The 23,893-nt window shown below is 28.5% G+C and carries 22 protein-coding genes and 1 pseudogene; 17 read left to right on the top strand and 6 right to left on the bottom strand.

Translation table 11 applies throughout. From position 1 onward, the window contains the following. Positions 1-226 precede the first annotated feature (226 nt). Positions 227-1,537, top strand: a complete 1,311-nt coding sequence (locus tag IC213_RS16155) for a transcriptional regulator (RefSeq protein WP_227860738.1) — start codon at positions 227-229, stop codon at positions 1,535-1,537. Between the two features lie 178 nt (positions 1,538-1,715). On the opposite strand, the gene IC213_RS16150 is transcribed toward IC213_RS16155, so the two are convergent. Together IC213_RS16150 and IC213_RS16145 are read right to left on the bottom strand one after the other, a co-directional pair. Beyond that, positions 1,716-2,834, bottom strand: coding sequence for a M20/M25/M40 family metallo-hydrolase (locus IC213_RS16150; protein WP_227824617.1), 1,119 nt, complete (start codon positions 2,832-2,834; stop codon positions 1,716-1,718). A gap of 34 nt (positions 2,835-2,868) precedes the next feature. Further along, positions 2,869-4,410, bottom strand: coding sequence for an AbgT family transporter (locus IC213_RS16145; RefSeq protein WP_227433646.1), 1,542 nt, complete (start codon positions 4,408-4,410; stop codon positions 2,869-2,871). Positions 4,411-5,274: 864 nt separating this feature from the next. Here IC213_RS16145 and IC213_RS16140 point away from each other — a divergent pair. Next, entirely contained in the window at positions 5,275-6,336 is a 1,062-nt protein-coding gene (locus IC213_RS16140) for a GGDEF domain-containing protein (RefSeq protein ID WP_227824619.1), read from the top strand. A gap of 376 nt (positions 6,337-6,712) precedes the next feature. Here IC213_RS16140 and IC213_RS16135 read toward each other — a convergent pair whose 3' ends face one another. The 4 genes from IC213_RS16135 to IC213_RS16120 all read right to left on the bottom strand — a co-directional run bounded on the left by IC213_RS16135 (position 6,713) and on the right by IC213_RS16120 (position 10,469). Further along, positions 6,713-7,576 carry a MerR family transcriptional regulator gene (locus IC213_RS16135; protein ID WP_227834806.1) on the bottom strand — a complete coding sequence of 288 codons (864 nt, stop codon included), beginning with the start codon at positions 7,574-7,576 and terminating at the stop codon, positions 6,713-6,715. A 244-nt stretch (positions 7,577-7,820) separates the two neighbouring features. Then, positions 7,821-9,131 carry a M20 family metallopeptidase gene (locus IC213_RS16130; RefSeq protein WP_227433643.1) on the bottom strand — a complete coding sequence of 437 codons (1,311 nt, stop codon included), beginning with the start codon at positions 9,129-9,131 and terminating at the stop codon, positions 7,821-7,823. A 12-nt stretch (positions 9,132-9,143) separates the two neighbouring features. Continuing rightward, a complete protein-coding gene (locus IC213_RS16125; protein WP_227433642.1) occupies positions 9,144-9,614 on the bottom strand; it encodes a hypothetical protein in 471 nt (156 codons plus the stop codon). A 3-nt stretch (positions 9,615-9,617) separates the two neighbouring features. After that, positions 9,618-10,469 carry a DUF3100 domain-containing protein gene (locus IC213_RS16120; RefSeq protein WP_227863277.1) on the bottom strand — a complete coding sequence of 284 codons (852 nt, stop codon included), beginning with the start codon at positions 10,467-10,469 and terminating at the stop codon, positions 9,618-9,620. A 353-nt stretch (positions 10,470-10,822) separates the two neighbouring features. On the opposite strand from IC213_RS16120, the gene IC213_RS16115 reads away from it, so the two are divergent. The 15 genes and pseudogenes from IC213_RS16115 (at position 10,823) to IC213_RS16050 (ending at position 23,891) form a co-directional block, all read left to right on the top strand. Then, the gene (locus tag IC213_RS16115) at positions 10,823-11,734 is read left to right on the top strand and encodes a helix-turn-helix transcriptional regulator (RefSeq protein ID WP_227834805.1); all 912 of its coding nucleotides are present in this window, start codon (positions 10,823-10,825) and stop codon (positions 11,732-11,734) included. A 127-nt stretch (positions 11,735-11,861) separates the two neighbouring features. Beyond that, on the top strand, positions 11,862-12,224 hold the full coding sequence (locus IC213_RS16110; protein ID WP_227863276.1) for a GyrI-like domain-containing protein: 363 nt from the start codon (positions 11,862-11,864) through the stop codon (positions 12,222-12,224). Between the two features lie 560 nt (positions 12,225-12,784). Beyond that, positions 12,785-13,147 (top strand): response regulator, encoded by a 363-nt coding sequence (locus IC213_RS16105; RefSeq protein WP_227863275.1) that lies wholly within the window; start codon positions 12,785-12,787, stop codon positions 13,145-13,147. A gap of 34 nt (positions 13,148-13,181) precedes the next feature. Continuing rightward, a pseudogene (locus IC213_RS21395) lies at positions 13,182-13,289 on the top strand (chemotaxis protein CheC); the annotation flags it as partial. A gap of 51 nt (positions 13,290-13,340) precedes the next feature. Beyond that, on the top strand, positions 13,341-13,829 hold the full coding sequence (locus IC213_RS16100; protein WP_255619091.1) for a chemotaxis protein CheC: 489 nt from the start codon (positions 13,341-13,343) through the stop codon (positions 13,827-13,829). Continuing rightward, positions 13,826-14,311 carry a chemotaxis protein CheD gene (locus IC213_RS16095; RefSeq protein WP_227433637.1) on the top strand — a complete coding sequence of 162 codons (486 nt, stop codon included), beginning with the start codon at positions 13,826-13,828 and terminating at the stop codon, positions 14,309-14,311. The genes IC213_RS16100 and IC213_RS16095 overlap by 4 nt, the downstream gene beginning before the upstream one ends. A gap of 40 nt (positions 14,312-14,351) precedes the next feature. After that, positions 14,352-14,858: a chemotaxis protein CheW gene (locus tag IC213_RS16090; RefSeq protein ID WP_227483652.1), complete on the top strand. Its 507-nt coding sequence runs from the start codon at positions 14,352-14,354 to the stop codon at positions 14,856-14,858. A 146-nt stretch (positions 14,859-15,004) separates the two neighbouring features. Next, a complete protein-coding gene (locus IC213_RS16085) occupies positions 15,005-15,964 on the top strand; it encodes a diguanylate cyclase (RefSeq protein ID WP_227433635.1) in 960 nt (319 codons plus the stop codon). A gap of 41 nt (positions 15,965-16,005) precedes the next feature. After that, positions 16,006-17,709 carry a methyl-accepting chemotaxis protein gene (locus tag IC213_RS16080; RefSeq protein WP_227433634.1) on the top strand — a complete coding sequence of 568 codons (1,704 nt, stop codon included), beginning with the start codon at positions 16,006-16,008 and terminating at the stop codon, positions 17,707-17,709. Positions 17,710-17,770: 61 nt separating this feature from the next. Beyond that, entirely contained in the window at positions 17,771-19,897 is a 2,127-nt protein-coding gene (locus IC213_RS16075; protein ID WP_227863274.1) for a chemotaxis protein CheA, read from the top strand. A 12-nt stretch (positions 19,898-19,909) separates the two neighbouring features. Next, on the top strand, positions 19,910-20,350 hold the full coding sequence (locus IC213_RS16070) for a chemotaxis protein CheW (protein WP_227433632.1): 441 nt from the start codon (positions 19,910-19,912) through the stop codon (positions 20,348-20,350). Between the two features lie 36 nt (positions 20,351-20,386). Continuing rightward, positions 20,387-21,190 carry a CheR family methyltransferase gene (locus IC213_RS16065; RefSeq protein WP_227831371.1) on the top strand — a complete coding sequence of 268 codons (804 nt, stop codon included), beginning with the start codon at positions 20,387-20,389 and terminating at the stop codon, positions 21,188-21,190. A gap of 39 nt (positions 21,191-21,229) precedes the next feature. Beyond that, positions 21,230-21,811 carry a CheB methylesterase domain-containing protein gene (locus IC213_RS16060; protein ID WP_227483650.1) on the top strand — a complete coding sequence of 194 codons (582 nt, stop codon included), beginning with the start codon at positions 21,230-21,232 and terminating at the stop codon, positions 21,809-21,811. A 119-nt stretch (positions 21,812-21,930) separates the two neighbouring features. Continuing rightward, entirely contained in the window at positions 21,931-22,794 is an 864-nt protein-coding gene (locus IC213_RS16055) for a DUF3298 and DUF4163 domain-containing protein (RefSeq protein ID WP_227433629.1), read from the top strand. Positions 22,795-22,901: 107 nt separating this feature from the next. Beyond that, complete coding sequence (locus IC213_RS16050; protein WP_227433628.1) at positions 22,902-23,891, top strand: ornithine cyclodeaminase family protein; 990 nt, start codon at positions 22,902-22,904, stop codon at positions 23,889-23,891. Positions 23,892-23,893 lie beyond the last annotated feature (2 nt).

Genomic DNA, 23,893 nt, shown 5'->3' with positions numbered 1-23,893 from the left:
GTGATAGGTTGTCTAAATTAAATGTAAGATAGTCTGTATATATTCAGTCAATTAATAATTCAAGGTTGAAATATATACAGGCTTTATAGTATTTAAAATTTAATTTTTAAAGATTTTTATTCTAAACGCTTGTATAGAACTTCTTTACCGTAAATATAGAATGTGAGATAATAAATTAAATAAAAAATAAAAAGCAATGACATTATAATTTTTTAGTAAGTACAATATGGATGGATTAGGAGCGAAGTTTATGATAGTGGGTATTATAGGTCCTTCAGACTCTGGCTTTAAGATAAAGGAAGACTTAAAACAGATAGATAGCAATTTAGAAACTAAAATATATGTAAGAGAAAAAGTAGTAGATACGGTAGAAGTTATTTCAAAATGTGAAGATGAATGTGATGCTATTATATTTACAGGATGTGGAGTCTATGAGTTTATAAAATCTAAACATGAAATAAGTAAACCACATTCATTTGTTCCAAGAAGTGGGACAAGTATAATGAAAGCATTTTGGGCAATAAAGAGCGAAAATATAAAGCTAGATAAATTTAGTATAGATGTAGTTGATAGATATGTTGTAGAAGATGCACTTAAAGAGTTTGATATTGAAGCTACAAGTATATTTTGTAGGCCATTTTCTTTAGAAGTAGGAGAATCTGAACTTGCAAAGTGGCATATACAATTGTTTGAAGAAAATAAGACCGAGATAATGATAACTGGTTTTGGAGCAGTGTACAATGAGTTAAAGGAAAGAGGTTATCCTGTATTTCGGCTACAAGCAACTATACAATTAATCAAAGAAAGTTATGAGAAAGTGAAGAGTGAATATGCTCTAAGTAAGGCTAGATTTTCTCAAATTGCAGTAGAAATATTGAGTCTAATAGATTATAAAGAGAAGATAGAAAACTATTATTCTGATATGATAAAAAAATCAGATATGGATAAGCTTGTAGTAAACTATGCAAGAAGTATTCAAGGTTCTTTATTTTCGTTTGGAAGAAATGATTATGTGGTATTTGTTCATAAAGGTGTAGCTGATAATGAGTACAATTATGATAAATTATTTAAGTTAAAAAGAGATATAAAAGACATGGGATTTTCTCTTAGTATAGGTATTGGGACTGGAGTAACTGCATATCAAGCTGAAAATAATGCACATAAAGCATTGAGACATTCAATAGATTCAAAAGAAATTGGTATATATTTAGTAGATGAAGATGAAAATATAAGAGGTCCTTTAGCCTCAGAAAATGAATTAAATTACTCCTTAGTATTGTCTGATGAAAAAGTAATAGAAATATCTAAAAAAACTGGAATGAGTTGCGAATCAGTAGCAAAAATTATAGCTATAAGTGAAAATAGAAAAAGCAAGATTTACGATTCAAAAGAATTGGCAGAATATCTAAATGTAAGTGAAAGAAGTGCAAGGCGTATACTGAATAAAATAGTAAGTGCAAATCTAGGGAGAATATGTGCTAAAGAAACTAGTATTGGTGGAGGTAGACCAAAGAATATTACTGAGATATTGTTTTAAAATATTATATAAGATTGTATGAAGTGTCATATAAAATACTAAAACCTATGTAAATCAACTTTTTAAAATAGTACTTATAGAGTTGAAAATACATAGGTTTTTAATTATGAGAGTTAAAGAGTAGTATTGTATAAAAGTATTTATATTAGTGATAGTACTCTAATTTATCATTAATTTTTTACAATTCATCATTTAACTTAATCATATGATAAACTATTTTAGCAGTATCATATAATTCATCTATATTTACATATTCATTAACTGTGTGTACGTCATACATCCCTAAACTTAATATAGCACAATTATATCCAAGATTAGCTAGTATATTTGCATCACTACCACCACCAATTATCATTGGATTTGGAACAACACCAACTTGTCTTATTGCTTCCTCACTTAATTTAAAAACATGACTGTCTCTACTAAGTTCAAAACTTGGATAAGACATATTATGTTCAAAAGTGTAAGTAGTATTAAATTTAGATGCAGCATCTGAACAACATTTTTTCATATGATTAAGTTCATATTCTAAAGTTTCAGGGACATGAGACCTGATTTCAGCAGTCAATGTAACCTTATCAGTTACTATATTTGTAGCTCCACCACCTTCTATTTTACCTATATTTGAAGTTGTCAGAGAATCTATTCTACCTATATGCATATTACTTATAGCATGAGAGGCAACAAATATAGCATTTATACCTTTTTCAGGTTCTATACCAGCATGTGCTTTTTTACCATCAAAAGATATTTTTATAGATTCTTGTGCAGGAGCCTTATATGCTATAGAACCAATAGCTCCACCAGAATCTAAAATCACCATATCCTTGCAAGGTAAGTTATCAGGGTTAAAGTTTTTAACACCATGCATACCAGCTTCTTCACAAATTGTAAAACATAGATATATATCTCTATGTGGTATTTTTTCTGTAATAACATGTTCTAGAGCTTCTAGGATAGCAGCTATACCAGCTTTGTCATCTGCACCAAGTGTAGTAGTTCCATCACTTCTAACTACATTACCATCTAGTATTGGATTTACACCTAAACAAGGTTGAACTTGGTCCATATGAGCACATAAACAAAGAGGTCTACTTCCTTCTTCTCCTTTTATATATGCGATAACATTTCCCGTATTACCACCATATTTTTCACCAGCATCATCTATAATAGCGTCTATATTTCTTTCTTTTAGATAGTTTACTATCCACTTGGACATTTCTAATTCTTGATTAGATGGACTGTCAATCCTAACCATATCCATAAAGTTATCTATAAGTCTATTTTTACTTAACATAAATCATTTCTCCTTTTAGAAAAATTTAAATAAATTACATACTATAAGAAGGGAATATTCCAGGCCCTAATGGAATATTAAACACCATAAATAGTATCAATAGTATGGTCCATACTATCAAGAATGATATAGAGTATGGTAGCATATTAGCTATTACAGTACCCATACCCGCATCCTTATCATACTTTCTTGTAAATGCTAGTATAATAGGGAAGTATGGGAATAAGGGGCTAAGTGGATTTGTTATACAGTCACCTATACGATAAGCCATTTGTGTAAGTGCTGGATTGTATCCGACCATCATAAACATTGGTACGAATATTGGTGCAAGTATAGCCCACTTTGCAGATGCACTTCCTATAAATAAATTTATAAAGCATGATAATATAATAAATCCTATCAATAATAAAGGACCATTTATTCCTGCTGATTTCAAAAACTCTCCACCTTTTACAGCGAGTATCAAACCTAAATTACTATTTGTAAATAATTGCAAAAACTGTGAAGCAGCAAATGCTAGTATTATATATCCACCCATATCACTCATTGCACCAGCCATTATAGAGACAACATCTTTATCCTTTTTTATTTTACCTATAGTTTTTCCATATACAACACCAGGTATAAAAAAGGCTAAAGCTATTATAGGTACCATACCTTTCATAAGAGGAGCATTATTTGATAATAAATCTCCTGTTTCTGGGTCTGCTAAGAATGGTTTTTGACCAATTACGCTAAGTGCTATCATAATTGCTGCATATATTAATATACTTATACCAGCTTTTTTAAGCCCTTTTTTTTCTACATCACTAAGGCTACCATCAACATCTAACTCTGCATTTCCTTCGTATTTACCAAATCTAGGAGCTACAATTTTTTCTGTTACCCAAGTTGCTAACAATATTAATACAAAAGTTGATGCTATCATAAAAAATAAGTTCATTGTTGCATTAGCCTCAAATCCAGAATCAATCATCTGAGCTGCTGGTACTGTAAAGCTTGCAGCAAGTATATCGTTAACACTTATCATGATGTTTGCTGCAAATCCTAGACAGACTGCGGCATATCCAGAAAATAAACCTATAAGTGGATGTCTTCCAACACCAAGATATACAAGTGCAGCCAATGGTGGGAATAGTATTGTACCTGCATCTGATGCAATATTTGCAAGCATACCTATAGTCATTACAACAAGAGTTACTTTTGTTTCAGGAATTTTGCTTACTGATGCCTTTATTGTTGCTGTCATAAGTCCAGTCTTATCACAAACACCAGCGCCTATCATAGTAACTAAAACTAGTCCTAAAGGTGCAAAGCCTTGAAAATTACTAACAATATTTCCTAATAAAATCTGAAGTTGTTCTACAGTTAATAAATTTACAGCAGTTATAGTTTCACCAGTACCAGGATGAACTACTGATATACCCATAGAACCGATTATGCTAGATAGTATAAGTAAAAGTACACATAATCCTAGAAATATTGTAACTGGGTCTGGTAGCTTATTACCAACAATTTCTATTCTGTTTAATGTTCTGTCAAAAAAGTTCTTCTTTTTAACTACGTTATCATTCATAATATCCTCCCTATGTTTTTAAAATATAATATTGAAAATAAGTATTGTGGTCAAATTTATAATATAAATTATGACTGTCAATTTAAGACGTGTCCACAATGTGTCCTAAAAAAAGTATAAAATAAACTTTTTCCTATGTCAATGTAATTTTCTGAATTTTCTGGATGAGTGATGTTAATTAAATATGCTTTAAGTAGATTAATGACGAATTATATCTAAGTTATTTGTATTATATATATACTTTAAAATTAATTTTAAAACAAAACTTTATAAAAATCTAGTGGAATATTAAGTTAGTAAAAGAATAAATTAATAAAATACAAAACTTTATAACAACTAAATAACAACTCAAGTGGAGTATTTAGGTTAGAATTAAAAAATAATATGTAAGAGGATAAATTGTCATAAGGTCATATGAAAAATATAAAAAGATGAAAGAATCGTAGAGAAATAGTAAAATACACAAGTTTATATTATGATGGATATAACCTATGTAGGAGCTCTTTTTAATGACTTTTGTATATGAGAATGATATAATATATTCTAATAATAAGTAAAGAAATATTAAAATAAAATTAAAAATATTAAGTTATTTATATGTTTTTGTAAACTAGATAGTAATATTATTATATTTTTATAAAAAATATATTGGAAATATAATCAATTTATATAATTGGAAATCATTGGGTTAATTTTAATAGAAAAATGAAAAAATATGAATAATAGCTCTATATGATAGTTAAATCACTCTTTAAATTAATAAATAATGTGAGAGTTCATTTATAAGTGTATCAACAGTAGTTGAACTATAGAAGTATTAAAATAATTCATGAACAAGAGTGTGGAATGTACAAGGGAGGTAGGATGTTAGAAATAATATTAAAGAATTTTAAAGCAAAGAAGATGAATTTGTATAAATCTGAAATTAGATTGAGAAATTATAGATGTTTCTGCGGTTTGTCATTATTAGGACTCACTATTTCAGCTATGGTGTTTGTATTTGGATTGATTTTATCAGAAGTTGTTACTTTTAATATAGAGTTTTTTATTATACTTGGATACTTTTTTATTCTTTATATTATTTCTAAATTTTACTTAAAAAAACACTTTCAGCATATAACGCTTATCTTTTATTTGGCATTAACTCCAGTTATGATAATGGGTATTTTGATGGGAACTTTTCTAGATAAAACAGAACCATCAATCACAATTATGGTCTTTATATGTGTACTTCCTCTATTCATATTGGATAAACCGTGGAGAATTACTCTCTACATAACAGGAACTGCTATAATCTATGGTATTTGTTGCTTTATAGCAAAGGATATAAATATGTTTATGGCGGATTTAGTTGATTTAGTTACTTTTTATTTTTTATCTGTGGGTGTTAACTTTTTTATTCTGAATGACCGTATCGAAAGTGTAGAAAACTACATTAAATATAGAACTAAATCAGAAATTGATTTATTGACAGGTATATATAATCGAGGTGCTGGCGTTGAAATGATTGAACATCTTATGGACGAAAAAAAGTATGGAGCTTTTATTCTTATCGATATAGATGATTTTAAATATATCAATGATTCCTATGGTCATATTGTAGGTGACCGTTATTTACAAGCTGTAGCTGATAATATAAAGAATATTTTCTATGATAGTGTAGTTTTAAGATTAGGTGGTGATGAATTTGCCATCTATGCTAAGGATTTAAAGAATGAGGAGAATTGTAAAATACGCTTTGAGAAATTATTTGATGCATTAGATAATATGGAAGATTTATCACAAAATGATTATGTATTTCATATTAGTTTAGGATGTTCAATTTGTGATAAAAACATTGCTAATTTTGAAGATTTATATAGTAAGGCAGATGAAGCTCTTTATGCAGCAAAGGAAGCAGGAAAAGGGTGTTATCGAATAAACTGATTTAATATTTTATCATGATTTTTATGTATATGTAATATATAATTTTTAAAAAGAAAAACGGTAGTTTCAGCTGGAATTTTGAAACTGCCATTTTTCTTTTCTGATTTTTTTGTAACTGGAAGCCAGACTTCATGTTCTGCATTTTGTAGGTATGAATTTAAGTAAACTTCTATATCTGAAATATTTTCTACATATTTATAACTAGAGTCAGGAAGCCACTCTGTTCAAATTCAACGTTCTAAATATTGTATGCTTTCTACAAAAATGGTAACCTTGTAAATATTACAATAAGTAGCATCAGTAAATATCTATTATGTTTACCAATGCTATTTTTTGCAAATTTATAGTATAAAGTGCTAACTGTAATATCAAGTTTTTATTTTTCAAGGTATGCTTTTAAAGCAAGACCAATAAATTTTGATGCTCCATCTCCATATTTATTATCGTTAACCTCAATAAATACAGGGTTTGATATATAATTTTCAGACATAATAGGCCAATAATTATCTCCCATATCTATTCCATTATTAATTTTATTAGTAAAAGAAATCAGTTCTTTAACTAATTCTTGGACATCTAAAGATGCAACATCTTTACTTAGATTTTTTGTAAGTTTTCTTGTAATATCATCACCTTTTTTAATAAGGTTAAGTACTTCTGATTGAGAAATAGTAGTACTGTTAGATAAAAAATTTTGAAAGTTATTTTCCATAGCCTTTGTGTATTTTTCAAGACTTCCAAACTGCTTAATTGCCATATTTGCTATTTCATTTTCATATGATTTGATTTCTGAAGTTATTTTATCAAAATCTTCAATGCTTTCAGTTTGTGCGACAATCTCATCAGTGTGAGATTCTTTGAACTCAGTTAAAATATGAAAATACTCACTCATATTAAAATCTTTAAAATCCACACATTTATCTACTTTTATAAGTTTATTAAGTAATTCTAATAGAGCATTTAATCTATCTCGCTTTATTTGGATTAGTTCTCTTTGATTTTTAAATGCAGTTAGACAATCAAATTGAGGATTTTCCATGATTGCTTCAATTTCTTTTAATGTGAAATCAAGTTCTTTAAAAAATGTAACTTTTTGTAGAACTTCTAATGCGTTATCATCGTATAATCGTAATCCATCAGTAGTTATTTTTGTAGGTTTAAATAAACCAACTTCGTCATAAAACTGTAGAGTACGTATACTGACACCAGTTAATGAAGAAACTTGTTTTAATGTCATCATTTCAACTCACCTTCTTTCGTACCCTAATAATTGAGAGTTAGCTAATATTTTTTTATAAGAAATATACAGTATTTGTAAATGCTATCTCTAACTACTAATGTATGCTATTACTATACATGAGGATGAATATATTTGTTATATTTTTTCTAAATAAATATTGAGGACTTTACGAAGGAAAAGAAAAGATGGTATAGCTTTTAAAGCATATACCACCTTTGTATTATAAAAAGAATACTTAATAGACCTATAAAGTTTTGTCGTGTTTTTCTAAGAATGTTAAGTATTCTTCTTTAGTCATAACTGGTGTAAAGGCATCTAATATACCTTTAGTCTCTTTAGCATTATCAAAAAGAAGGTCTATAACTGTAAGTGCCATAGCCTTAGCAGGTACTATGTAAGCTAAGTCTTCATCAATTATTTCAAAATCTCTTGTATGAAGAGCACCTTTTACACCACCAATCATAGGGTGAAGGGTAGGCATTATATGAGATACATCTCCAAAATCAAATGAACCAGTGAAATCTCCACCATCAATAATTTTTCCTTTTAAACCTAAATCTTCAAGGTTATTTTTAAATAAGTTATCAAGGTTTTTGTATCTTAATATTGGTAGATACCCAGGAATTTCAGTTATTTCAACATCAGCTCCAACCGCCATTCCACCAGCCATCAATGCTTTATTTATTCTTTTATTAGCATCTATCATGCCGTTTATAGTTCTAGCTCTTACATATGATTCCATATGAACATCAGCAGGAACAACATTTACTATATCTCCACCTTTTGTGATGATAGGATGGAATCTAACTCTTTCAGATTCTTTAAAAGTCTCTCTAAGTGCATTTACATTATTTATAGCAAGCATTGCTGCATTTAAAGCATTTATTCCATCATGTGGAGCAGAACCAGCATGAGATTCTTTTCCTATAAATTTAACTTTTTTGCCGACAAAGCCATTACTTTCAGGACCAACTAGAGCCTTATCTTCTCCTAAATCTGAAGAGTGAAACATCATAGATATGTCTATATCATCAAAGTAACCTCTTTTTATTAGTTCTTGTTTTCCACCAAAGTAAGTTATTTTTCCTTCTTTTTTCAATTGTTCCCTGTATTCCAATTCAATAAATTCTTCAGCAGGAGTAGCCATAAATGATATTTTACCATCTAAATGTTCTAAAACCCCACTTTTTACTAAACCAATAGCTGCACCTAACATTCCAGCTATTTGTATGTTATGTCCACAAGTATGAGATGCACCTATTTCATTAGAATCTTTGTGTTCTTTGCATGATATACCATCTAATTCTCCAAGTATAGATATATGAGGACCTTCTTTACTAGAATTTGCATCTGCCTTACATCCTGTAACAGCTATATTTTTTTCGACAGATAAGTTTAGTTCTTGTTCAAAAAAGTTTGAAACAGCTTCTGTAGTTTTATACTCTTTATATCCATATTCTGGGTTTTTGTAGATTCCATGACCTATTTCTAATATTTTTTCTTTATTTTCATCGATAGTCTTTATTACTAGAGATTTTAATTGTTCTTTATTCATAATAAGTTCCTCCTATATTTTACCTTGAATACTTAAAACTATATGAGCTATACTTGCACATGCAAAGAATATAGTTGTAAAGACAACAAGTGATATTATAACTATTTTCCATGACATTTCCTTTAAAGCTTCTATTTTGTTTCCAACAGAAATTCCTGCAAAAGCTAATAGAGGAGTTGTTATAGCCATAAAATTAATATTATTAGTGTTAGTTAAGAATACTTCAGATGTTGGGCTATATGGCATACTAAGTAAAAGACCTATTATAGTTGCAAATCCAAAAGCAGGAAATATTGATTTAGGAAATAAATCCTTTATAATCATAGCAGCCATAGCAGCTAATATTAACATTACCATTCCAGGAAAAGCTGTTACTATAGATGTACCAACACTAATTCTTTGTCCTATAAGAATTATAACTCCAATAATAGACATAACCAATAATTGATATGAACTTTTCTTTAAATCTAAATTAGCAAACATTTATTAGCACTCTCCTTTTGTAGTTTTTGTTTCGTCAGTTTTTTTACTTCTTGAAAATTTAGGTTCTAAAATTTTGTACATAAAATTAGTAAATGGTAAAGATACAAAGACCAAGAATATAATTCCTGTTATACTAGACATCATATTACTTGTTGCTGCATAGGCAAGTATTGTATCTGCCATTTCTGGAGGTACCATGGTAGAAAGTGAGCCAGCGGCAGCAGTCATCATACTTCCACTACCAACACCACAAGCCATTCCTAAAGCATATGGATGAAGGCCACTATAAATTGAGACTGAGCCTAATACGCTAAAATATATAGTACCAAGAACTGTACCCATTAAATATGTACCAAGCACGCCACTACCTTCTGGAGAATTTATCCCATATTTTTCAGATATAACTCCTAAAGAGGGTTCACGGCTTATACTTGCAGTAGCTCCAACAGCTTCTCTTTTCATACCAAATATTAATGCAAGAGGTAATGCAACTATTGGTGCAAGTATGTGACCAAATTCTTGAGCAAGAAATGCAGGTCCAGCTTGAATTATCTTATCGATGTTTGGGCCAACTGTAGTCCCATATTTTATACCAAGCATTACTAGCGCAATTCCAACAACTTCACCAGCAATATTGATTTCTTTTTCTCCAATAACTTTTTTAAGTGCTTTAATTTTTTTTCCTAATAAGTCAGGTGTTATTATAAGTCCGATTATAACTGCATAAAGCATTGGAAATAGTATTATAGAAGCTGAGCCAATAGCTAATGTTCTTTGTCCTATAAATTCACATACTACTACTAAGATTAAGCAAGTTAAAAAGACTTGAATAAAGTGTTTTTTATTAATTTCCATGATTGCCTCCCTAAAAAAATAAATATTGTACTTATTTGAATTTGAAATAGAAAATACGTTTTCTTGAATATAATACGTTTTCCTAAATTACATAAAATTATATAGTAAAATTGTTTTTCAAATAAGTTTAAGAACTGTCAATAATATGTCCTTAATTAAGGATAAATCAAAAATTTAACATTGTCAACGAAAAAATATGTAAAATATTACATAACTTCAAAATATTAACATATAAATTTATTTATTAAAAATTTACTTAAATATTGTATGAATAAAATATAAAAAGCTTTAAAATAAATAATATAATTATAGAAAATAAAGATAAATATAATAATCTTAGTAGGTGATAATAGATGAAAATAAATAGATTAACAGAAATAATAGTAATACTATTAAATAAAAAATTAGTTACTGCTAAAGCATTGGCTGAGAGGTTTGAAGTTTCTACAAGAACTATATATAGAGATATAGAAACTCTGTCTATGTCAGGAGTACCAGTATATATGACTAAAGGCAAAGGAGGAGGAATATCTTTAATAGAAGAATATTCTATAGACAAAACTATATTGTCAAAGGAAGATAAGGAGAGTTTAATAATAGCACTTCAAACATTACAAGCAACAAAGTATCCAGAAATAAATTCAGTAGTAGATAAAATTGGCTCAATATTTGGAGAAAGTAATTTTGCAAACTGGATTGAAATAGATTTTACTGAATGGGGAAGTAATTTTAATGAGGATGATAAATTTACAAAAATAAAAAATGCTATTTTAAGACGCAATACTATAAATTTTGATTATGTAAATAGTTTTTCAAGTCAGACAAATAGGACTGTTGAACCGATGAAGCTAATGTATAAAAGTAAGACTTGGTACTTGTATGGGTTTTGCAAATTAAAGGACGATTTTAGAATATTTAGAATCAGTAGAATGAAAAACTTAGTAGTAAAAGAAGACATATTTTCAAGAAAGATAATTGAAGAGGCATACTTAGATGACTCTAAAATAATTAAAGAAGATACAGTAACTCTGAGGCTAAGATTTAAGGAAAAGATTCTCTATAGAGTTTTTGATGATTTTAACAATGATTTAATAACTAAAAATGAAGATAATACATATGATGTAATTGCAGAATTCCCAATTGGAGAGTGGATTTATGGATATATCTTATCTTTTGGAGATAGTGTTGAAGTACTTGAACCTAAATTCATTAGAGATAATGTTATAAATAGATTGAAAGAGATGCTTAAGATGTATTCCTTATAAGTTACTATTACTAAATTTAATTATATTAAAATATATGACATATAGATGTCGTATTTTATAAATTATAATTAAATTAAAGAAACAGATAATCAAAAGCAATCAATAAAGCTAAAGTGAGGTATAAAGTATGGATTATGAAATAGTACATATAAGTGAAAAAATAGTTGTGGGTGTATCAAAAGAAACTACAAATAACAACGGACAAGCAGTAAAAGACATAGGTGAATTATGGAAAAGCTTTATGGGGAAGGGTATCTATAATGCTATAAAAGGTAAAAAAAATGATAAAACAATAGGTTTATATACAGACTATCAAGGTGATTTTACAAATCCATATAACTTTGTAGCATGTTGTGAAGTAAATAGTGAAGATGATAAGGACAACAACTTAAGTGAATTTAATGAAAAAGATATTTGTGGAGAGTTTGTTATAAGCAAAGTTATACCAGGTGGTAAATATGCAAAATTCACTATAACAGGAGTATTATAGGAATAAACAAGTTGATAATCATGAGGGAGTGTACTATACACTCCCAATTTTTATTTTATCTTTAAAAGTGATAATATTGTGATTTCTTTAAGTATACAATTTTTGAATAGTTCACAAAATTATCTATAATCGTTTATAATCAATATTTTGTTCATAATTTAAATCTTCCTTTAGCAATATGTAAGAATTTATTAATTAATAATAGGATATAAATTTAATTATAGTTCAGCCGATAATAGATGTATATTATATAAATATTTTCAATTTATTATATATCTATATAATTGGTTTTTGACAACTTTTTACGTTTTTGTGTTTTTTACGTTTTTATGTGATTATGTTTTTAATAACTCGTCAAAATGCAAAACATATATTACAATAGATATATAAGTTTTTTAATTTATAAACTGTATTAATAAAGTTGAATATAGTATAGCATGAATATGTACTTTTATTTATAGATGAAATGTATTTATTATGTAGGGAAAATAGTCAGTAAGTATAAACAATGACTGAAAAATAATAGCATTTATTGTTACAAGTATGGAGGAGTTAGTTTTATGGAAAATAAAATTTTAATAGTAGATGATGCTATTTTTATGAGAATGATGATTAAAGAAGCTCTGAGTAAAAGTGGCTACGAGAATTTAGTAGAAGCAAGTGATGGAGAAGAAGCTTATAATATGTTTAAAGATGAAATGCCTGATTTGACATTACTTGATATTACAATGCCTAAAAAAGATGGTCTAGAGGTATTAAAGGAAATAAAAATGTTGGATTCAAATGCTAAAGTGGTGATGTGTTCTGCAATAGGGCAAGAAAATATGATTGTGGAAGCTATAAAGCTTGGAGCACTAGATTTTATAGTAAAACCATTTAAAACAGAAACATTGTTTAAAGTTGTAAATAATGCCTTAAAATAAAGGCTGTAAATACACCTTTATATAGTAAAAATACATAAATGTAACAATAGAGGGAGGGGTTTATATTATAAATTATTCACAACTTGATAATATTCATATAGATGCTCTTAGAGAAATTGGTAATATAGGCTCTGGGAATGCAATTACTGCACTTGCATCCATGATAAATAGTAAGATAGAAGTATTAATACCCATGGTCAAGATACTTGAATATAATGAAGCTACAAATTTACTTGGAGGTCCAGAAAACAAGGTTGTATGTATTCTACTTGATATGAAAGGCGATATTAATGGGATGTTTATGTTTTTGTTGGATGAATCAATCACTAAACTTATGCTTAATTCTCTTTTTAATAAAGATGAAGCTTTCTTAGACGAAATTACAGGTATTGAAATTTCTGCAATCAAAGAAATAGGAAATATTATGGCAAGTTCTTATGTAAATGCTATTGCATCTATGCTAAACATGAACATAAGTATTTCGGTTCCAGATATGTGTATTGATATGGTCGGAGCTGTGTTGAATGTTCCTATGATAAGATTTTCTGATGTTGGGGACAAAATTTTATTTATAGAAAATAAATTTAAAAATAGCGATAATTATTTTATTAGCCACATATTGATGATTCCAGAAATGGACTCGCTTAAAGACATATTAGTAAGATTGGGATTATCAGTATGAGTAGAGAGATAGTAGTAAATATTGCAGACATGAAAATAGTGTATAAACCAAATGTTTTGGTTACTTATGCACTTGGTTCTTGTGTAGGAGTATGTTTAATAGATAAAACAGCAGGAATTGGTGGAATGTTACATGTTATGTTGCCATATAGTAAAGATGCTATTCACATTGAAAATAAATATAAATTTGCTGACACAGGAATAAAGGAACTTATTAAGTCTATGGAGCATATAGGTGCAAATAGGACATATATAAAAGCAAAAATAGCTGGAGGAGCCCAGATGTTTTTAGGAAATAGTAATTCATCAATTGCAAGCATAGGGTATAGGAATGTTGAAGCAGTAAAAAAAACTCTTTTAAGCTTAAAAATTCCAATAATAGCAGAAGATACAGGAATGAATTATGGAAGAACAATACGCTTTTATACTGAGACAGGCGATTTAATTGTAGACTCAATAAATAAAGGAAAGAAGAAAATATAGATTATTTTTATTTAGAAGATATTTAAGGGGGAGGTATTAAATGAGATTTCCAGATGACCCATATTTAGGTTATGAGTTAGTAGATGAGGGGATTAAGTACCTAAAATTTAAAATGGATGAACAGAACTTTGGTATTGAACTTGAAAAAGTCATAGAAATTGTTGGGAATCAGGAAATCATATTTATTCCAGAACTTCCAACCTATTCAAAAGGAATAATAAATTTGAGGGGAAAAATTATCCCGATAATAGATATGCATTTGAGACTGAGGAAAAATAATTTAAATACTACTGATTATGTATATATAGTAATAGCCGGATTGGAAAATTTAGTAGTGGGATTTATGGTTGATAAAGTTGAGGAGATAATAGATTTAGAAGAAAATCAGATATCACCTCCACCAAGGGTTACTCTTGAATATTCAGATTATTTTGTAAGTGGTATTGGAGAGATAGACAATCAAATAATTACCTTGTTAGATTTGAAGAAGCTTTTGACTGATGGAGAAGAACTTTTGATAGATGAATTGCTTTTTAAATACAATTAAACTATCATGTAACACAGATATATAATTTAGTGACATTGTAATTATATTATAATGAGAACATTTGGAACTATAGTGGTATAATTATTAAGTGTAAGAATTTTAAATTATTAAAATTTGAATATATTATGTTTAAGAGAGGTTTGGATATGGAAAATAAGCAACAAGGAACAATTTTAGTTGTTGATGATAGTGTTCTAATGTGCGATTTAATAGATAAAACACTTACAAAAGATAATTTTAAAGTCATAAAAGCATTTAATGCAATAGAGGCAAAAGAGTGTATTAAAGAGTGTACACCAGACATTATTCTGCTTGATATAATTTTGCCAGACAATTCTGGATTTGAATTGTGTAGAGAACTCAAATCTAATATTCGTACAGAAGATATACCTATAATTTTTATAACTTCAAAAAATACAGATACAGATGTAGTAAAGGGTTTTGGAGTAGGAGCAATAGACTATATGGTAAAACCTTTTAGTATGACAGAATTAAAAGCTCGTGTTATGGCTCATATTGAAGTCAAAAAATCTCAAGATAAATTAAGAAAAATAAATAATGAACTGGAATCTTCTCTTGAAAAATTAAATAGATTAGTTGTAAGGGATTATCTAACAGGTCTTTACAATAGACGTCATATAATTAATCAGCTTATGGAACAAAGAAAAATTAATAGATATAGTCATGAAACAGTATCTCTTATTCTTGGAGATATTGACGATTTTAAAGTTATTAATGATACTTATGGTCATGAAGCAGGAGATTTTGTGCTAACAGTAATCTCAAGTATAATTAAAAAGAATTGTAGACAAATTGATACTGTATCAAGATGGGGTGGAGAAGAATTTTTGATAATGCTCACTAATACTTCAATAGAAGGGGCAAAAATACTTTCAGAGAGAATTCGCAAAGAAATAAAGGAATTTGAATTTAACTATAAAGGAAATGAAATAAAGTGTACTATTACATTAGGAGTAGTAGAGGTAAACTCAAACATATCATTAGAAGAAAATATATCCCTAGCAGATAAGGCAATGTACGAGGGAAAAAATCTAGGAAAAGATTGCAGTGTAGTAAGTACAATGAATGGACTAAAGAAGATATAGATTGATATCTTGATAAACTTACTTTATAAAGGAGTATAGATATGAAAAGAGAAGTAAAGCTTTCCAAATTGGCAATAGTATTGCTAATTATTATAGTACTAGCTGTTATGGCAGGCATTTTTTCTTCAATTTCATCTTATAAAGCATTTGAAAAAGTGGAAAAAAGTATCAATGACATGAACAATTTGAGAAATGAAAGTCAGTATATAAAAGACACAACAAGAGAAGTTTGTGACATGTTAAGAAGGTACGTTTTTACAGGTGAAAAAAAGGATAAAGATGTCTATGAAAAAGAGCTATATGGAAAAACAAGAGAATCTGCTTTAAATAAACTTGAAAAAATTGGTCTTACAAAGACTGAGTCAAATAAAATTTTGGAAGCTAAGGAGATATCTGATTCTTTGGTACCAAAAGAACAAAGTGCTATAAATGCAGTTGAAAGTAATGACAAGAGCTTAGCTCAAAGTATAATTTTTAGTAGCGAATATGTAGAATCTCAAGAAAAAATGGATTCTTTAATAGATGAATTTCAAGAGGATGTGGTTACTCGTTCAAATTCTGAAATTGTAGAAGTTAAAAAAGAATTACAAAGTTTGATACTAAGAACGATATTTATACTCTCACTATTAATCATATTAACAATAATAGAATATGCAGTAATAAAACTAAAGATAGTAATTCCTATTAATAAAGTAGAAAAACATTTTTCAAGAATTGCATCGGGTGATTTAAGAACAAGTATAGATGTTGAAGAAAGTAAATCTGAAATAGGAATGTTAGTAAGTTCTGTCAAAAAGATGCAAGATATGTTATTAAATTATATAGACCTTATAGACAGTACATTAACTAGCATTGCAAAAGGGGATTTAAGAATAGACATAGAACAAGAATTTATAGGAGATTTTAAATCAATCAAAACATCATTAGAAAGTATAATAAATTCTTTTAATGATGATTTCTATGAAATAAATCTGTCAGCTGAGCAAGTTGCAAGTGCATCAGAACAAGTAGCAGCAGGAGCACAAGCTCTTTCGCAGGGTGCTACTGAACAAGCTAGTTCAGTAGAAGAATTAGCCTCTACAATTAATGAAATATCTGATGGAATTAAGCAATGTGCAGATAGTGCTAGTCTTGCATGTGAAGTATCTGACCAATCAGCACTACAAGTTGGTTTTGGAAGTAGATGTATGGATGATATGATGACATCAATGGAGGCAATAAGTGAAAAATCAAATGAAATATCAAAGATAATCAAAACCATAGATGAGATAGCTTTTCAAACTAATATTCTTGCATTAAACGCAGCCGTTGAAGCAGCAAGAGCAGGCCAATATGGTAGAGGATTTGCAGTTGTTGCAGATGAAGTTAGGTCTTTGGCTGGAAAAAGTGCTAAAGCAGCTCAAAACACAGCAATTCTTATAGAAGAAGCTATTAAAACAGTGGAAAATGGTGTCAAAATTGCAAAAGAAACTGCAAAAGCATTAGACTTAGTTGTAAATGGTGTAGAAAAAACTACTGATTATATTAATGGAATTTCTTCATCTGTGCATAGTCAAGAGATAGCAATTACACAGATTTTATCTGGAATAGAGCAAATTTCAATAGTAGTTCAAATGAACTCTGCAACAGCAGAGGAAAGTGCTGCAGCTTCAGAAGAAATGTCTGCTCAAGCACAAATTTTAAAAGAATTAGTAGAAAAATTTCATCTAAAAGAAAGTGAGATAAGAAAATCATCGTGGATTTAGATTATAGAATATTATATATAAGAAAAAATAGAAATTTATTTGTCGACTGTAGGTGATAAATATGAATTACATTGAACCAAGTATGAGACCAATGTTAGATATGTTTATATTTGAGACAAGTCTATTACTTGAGCAATTAGATGAAATTATGATTCAGACAGAAAAAGAAAGAATATTTAGCGACAGTAATATTAATGAAACTTTTAGAATTATGCATACAATAAAAGGCTCAGCTTCTATGATGGGTCTAGATAATATGTCTGCTTTAGCACACAGTGTAGAAGACCTATTTTATATTATACGTGAAAGAAAAATAGAGATTATAGATAATGATTTATTGTTTGATTTAGTTTTTCAAGCATTAGATTTTATAAAATATGATGTTGGTAAATTACAATCAGGAGATTGTACAACTTCTGATTGCTCTAGCTTTATAAAAGATATTGAAGATTATGTAAGTACTCTAGAACTATCAAGTTCTACAAAATTACAAGATAAGTTGAACTTAGAAGACACATACGAAAAAGAAATAACTAATTTAAATTTTTCATATAGAGAAGGTTCAGACATAGTCAAAATAGTTTTTGAACAAGATTGTATGATGGAAAATGTAAGAGCTTTTATGCTTACATTTGAATTGCAAGATTACTGTGAATTTCTAGCATTTTATCCTGAAGACGTAGAAAAGAATACAGGTACAGCAGAATATATTAAAAAATATGGATTTTATATACAATTTATTGCTAAAGATGATAAAAACATAATTTATAAAACAATAAAAGATAATCTATATGTAAAAGAGTATTCAAATGTTGATAAAGATGATATATATACAAGTGAAAAACAGGATGATATGTTGGTGAAAAACCCAAAAACTAATTTGGAGACAAATTCTAAAGATGAAAATAATTTTGTAAAAGAAAAAAGTGCATTACAAGAAAGTGTCTTAAATGAGAAAATTGACTTAGAGCAAGATGTTTTAATTGAAGGAAATGAGCATCTTCCTATAAGTAAACAAAATATTATGACTGTAAATTTAGAAAAACTAGATTTACTTCAAAATATAGTTGGAGAAATTGTAATTATGGAATCAATGGTTGTAAATAGTGTAGATTCTAAAGGTGTTGATATAGATAATTTCAATAAAGCAACCAGACAATTACATAAGCTTACAGATGAATTGCAGGATATAGTAATGTCAATGCGTATGGTTAAAATTGCAGGTGTATTTCAAAAAATGCATAGAATTGTACGAGATATGAATAAAAAATTAGATAAAAATGTTGAACTAGTAACTATAGGAAATGAAACAGAAGTAGATAAAAATGTAATGGATAATTTAGCAGAACCATTTATGCATCTTATAAGAAATGCTATGGACCATGCAATAGAGCCTGCTGATGAACGCATATCTAAGGGTAAAAAAGAAATAGGAACTATAATTTTATCTGCTGAAAATTTAGGCGGAGAAGCTGTCATAAGTATTTCAGATGATGGCAGAGGTCTCATGAAAGATAAGATTTTGGAAAAAGCTAAAGAACAAGGTCTTCTTAAACATCAAATTAATGAATATACTGATGATGAAATTAACTCTTTAATTATGACTCCAGGATTTTCTACAAAGGAATCTATAACTGAATTTTCTGGTAGAGGAGTAGGGATGGATATTGTTCGTAAAAGTATTGAAAAAGTTGGTGGTTCAATTGGTGTAAAAGGTACAAAAGATGAAGGAACAACATTTACTATAAAAATACCACTGACACTTTCTATAGTAGAAGGTATGGAGTTCAAAGTTGGAAAATCTATGTTTACTTTGCCAATATCATCAATAAGAAGTACATTTAAACTTGCAGATTTAAGCCAAGTAATTAAAGATGGTAGTGGAACAGAATTAATTACAATATATGGAGCATGTATTCCTATTATAAGATTACATAAAATATATGATATTCATACAGATATAACTGAATTAGTAAATGGAAATATGATAATCATAGAAAATGAGCATAAAGCAGTATGTATTTTTGTGGATGAAATAATAGGAACTCAACAGGTTGTAGTAAAGCCATTTCCAGTTTATTTTAACAGATTTAATATGAAAAACAATGGTTTTTCAGGATGCACAATACTTGGTGATGGAAGTATAAGTCTGATTATAGATGCAGATAACATTATGGAAATATATTAGGGGATTTAAAGTATGTCTACAAATGATATTATAAAACAAGTATTAACATTTTATGTTAATGATGTTATTTATGGAATAGAATTAGAAAATGTAATTGAGACTATAAGGTTTCAACCAATAACATATGTACCACGTCTTCCAAATTATATAAATGGAGTTATTAATTTGAGAGGAAGAATTATACCAGTTATTGATATGCATATTAGATACAATCTTCCTGAAGTTGATTATAATGAGAGAACATGCATAATAATTATAAAAATTGATGAGTATCAAGTTGGAATTATTGTAGACAAAGTTGTTGATGTCGTTCTTATAGATGACTTAAACTTACTAGAGACAACTATTTCTAACAACATAAATATAAATAAAGTTATAAAAGAGATTGTAAAAGTTGGAGATAAGTCTATACTAATTTTAGATATTCGAAAGTTTCTAATTGACAGCATGTAATTAGCTTTGATAAATTGGCAGGAGGAAGTTTTTTGTATGATAAAACTCACTGATGAAGAATTTAAAATTCTTGTAAACTATATAAAAAAAGAGTACGGAATTGATTTAAGCAAAAAAAGAGTATTAATTGAAGGACGACTATATAATACAATGCGAGAGAGAAAGTTTAGTTCTTTTAGTCAATATATGAACCTATTATTTAGAGATAAGACAGGAAATGAAGCTATAAATTTAATAAATAGGTTGAGCACAAATCATACATTTTTTATGAGAGAACATCAGCATTTTGAGTATATGTATAATAATATACTTCCTTTTTGGGAAGAAAATAATAAACTCAGAAACTTAAATATATGGAGTGCAGGTTGCTCTAGTGGAGAAGAAGCATATTCAATAGCTATGACTTTAGATGATTATTTTGGGAGTAGGAAAGACCTGTGGAATATTAAAATTATAGCCACAGATATTTCAATGAATTCACTTGAAAAAGCTAAAAGAGCTGTATACACAGAAGCAAATGTTGATAATGTTCCAAAATTATGGAAGAAAAAATATTTCATAGATAATAAAGATGGTACATTTAAAGTTTGTGATAAGATTAGAAAAAGTGTATTTTTTAAACCATTCAATTTAATTGAAGATTTCTCACATCAACTTTTTGATTTGATTTTTTGTAGAAATGTTATGATTTATTTCGATTTAAAAACAAAAGAAGAGCTTATAAATAAATTTTATGATGTAACTAAAAAAGATGGATTTTTATTTGTAGGTCATGCAGAGATAGTAAATAGAAGAAATACAGAATACGACTATGTAAAACCTGCTGTTTATAAAAAATAGAAGAATATTTTAGATATATGATTTTGTGGGGGCGGTAATGTGGAAAATATTAATAACAGGGTCATTGCTATAGGCGCATCTATAGGTGGAACAGAAGCAATACTTGAGATTATAAAAGACTTACCAAAATCTACACCAGGGGTTGTTGTAGCTCAACATATGCCAGCTATATTTACTGAGATGTATGCACAACGACTTGATAAGCAGTGTATTATGAATGTAAGAGAAGCTAAAAATAATGATAGAGTAGAGCAAGGAAATGTACTTATTGCACCTGGTGGATATCAAATGAAATTACATTTAGATAAAGATGGGTATTATGTAACTTGTGAAGAAGGTGAAAGAATAAGTGGACATTGTCCATCTGTAGATGTTTTGTTTGATTCAGTAGCACAAGTAGCAGGTAAAAACTCAGTAGGAATAATACTTACAGGAATGGGTTCAGATGGAGCAACTGGACTTTTGAAAATGAGAGAGAAAGGTTCATTTACAATTGGGCAAGATAAAAATTCTTGCATTGTATATGGAATGCCAATGGTAGCATTTGATAGAGGTTCTGTTGTAATCCAATTACCACTTGATAAAATTTCAAGTTGTCTGATAAGTCATCTTAATATTTGAAAAGAAAAAGATTAATTTTTATAAATAAAAATTAATCTTTTATTAAATTATATGGATAAAAAACCCTAGAAACTCCAAATATAATAAGAGAGATTTATATTTAGGAGGAAAATAATAAGATGAAATTTTTTAAAGTAAATACGAAAGCTAGAGTTTTAAGATATGTGTTTGTTTTATCCTTGACTATAATAGCTATTTTAGCAATTAAACATGACTATAGATATAATAATTTGGGGAAAGATGCTTTACTTAATCTAAATAAAGACAAAGAAGCTGTAAGCGTTATGAGTAATCAATCATTGCCAAAAGATACTACAAATAGTAAACAAACTTTATCAGTAAGTACAATAGGAAGTAAGACAATAGTGAAAAATGATGAATATATAGAAAGTACTATAAATATGCCTATAATAACAAATTCAAATAAGATTGTTGAAAGGTCTACAAATGATAGAATAAAAAATGATATATTTGAATTTTATAACAAATCGTATAAAGAGGCAAAACAATACCTTAAAGATAATCCTGATGAAGAAAATAAATTTGTTGCAAATGTAGACTTTGAACTTAAAAAGAATACTGATTCTGCTCTTAGTATAAAGGTAAGATATTATACTTACAGTGGTGGAGCACATGGTTATTATCAAGATATAGCTTATAATGTAGATATGAGAACAGGGAAGTTTTTAGAATTAATGGACTTATTTAAAGATAATACTAAATATAAAGAAGTTATAGATGAGGAAATTAAACAACAAATAACTGATTTAGAAAAGAAAGATAAAGAAAATGTAGGAATATATAATTTTAAAGGGATAAAAGAAAATCAAAATTTTTATTTGCAAGATGATAACTTAGTTATATATTTTGATTTATACGATATAACTCCATATGCAGCAGGAATACCAGAATTTTCAATAAACAAAAAACTAATAAGCTATATGTTAAAATCGGAGTATGTAGATTTGTTTAATTTGAAATAGGATTATTTAATTTGAAATATATTTATTTAATATGAAATAGAATTTGTATTAAAATGTTATGTTATAATATCTAGCATAGAAACTTATTAAAATTGGGGGTATATAAAATGCTACTTTTAAAAAAAGACGACATAAAAAAAGTATTTACTATGAGAGATGCAATTGAGGCTGATAAAGAGGCTTTTAGAATTTATTGTGAAGGAAAAAGTGTAACTCCTTTGAGAACTAATATACCAGTTCCAAGTCAGGATGCTAGTATGTTATTTATGCCAGGATATGTAGAGGACTTAGGGTGTGCAGGAATAAAAATTGTATCTGTATTCCCTAAAAATGCTCAAAAAGGCAAACCAGTAATTCCAGCAACAGTATTATTATTAGATGGGGAGACTGGAGAAGTATGTGCTGCTTTAGATGGTACTTATATAACTCAAGTTCGTACTGGTGCAGCATCTGGTGCAGCTATAGATGTTTTAGCTAAAAAGGATTCTAAGATAGGGGCTTTAATAGGCTTGGGAGGACAAGGTGAGTCACAACTTGAAGCTATGTTAGAAGCTAGAAATTTAGATGAAGTAAGAGTTTTCAGTAGAAATAAAGAAAGTAGAGAAAAATTTGCAAAAGAGATGAACTTAAAGCTAAGTAAATATAATACTAAAATAGTTGCAGCTGAGTCATCTGATGAAGCCATAGATAATGCTGATGTAATAGTTTTAGCAACAACATCAAAAAAACCAGTATTTGATGGAAATTTGGTTAAAAAGGGAGCATTAGTGAGTGCTGTAGGTTCATACTTACCAGATATGCAAGAGATGTGTCCAACTTGTTTAACTAGAGCATCTAAGATATTTTTTGAATCAACAGATGCAGTTTTATCAGAATCAGGAGATATATTAATTCCTCTAGAAGAAGGTAAAATAAGCAAAGCTGATTTTAGTGGTGATTTGGGAAATGTTATAAATGGAACTATTTCCGGAAGAGAAAATGATGACGAAATAATTGTGTTTAAAAGTGTCGGAATAGGTGTACAAGATGTCGTAACAGCGAAAAGAATATATGATAAAGCAAAAGATAGAGGGATTGGAATAGATTGGGAATGGTAAAA

The sequence above is a fragment of the Clostridioides sp. ES-S-0049-02 genome (genome assembly GCF_020658465.1).
Lineage (GTDB): Bacteria > Bacillota > Clostridia > Peptostreptococcales > Peptostreptococcaceae > Clostridioides.
The sequence above is the reverse complement of the archived record's forward strand: the minus strand, read 5'-3'. Positions and strand labels throughout refer to the sequence as shown.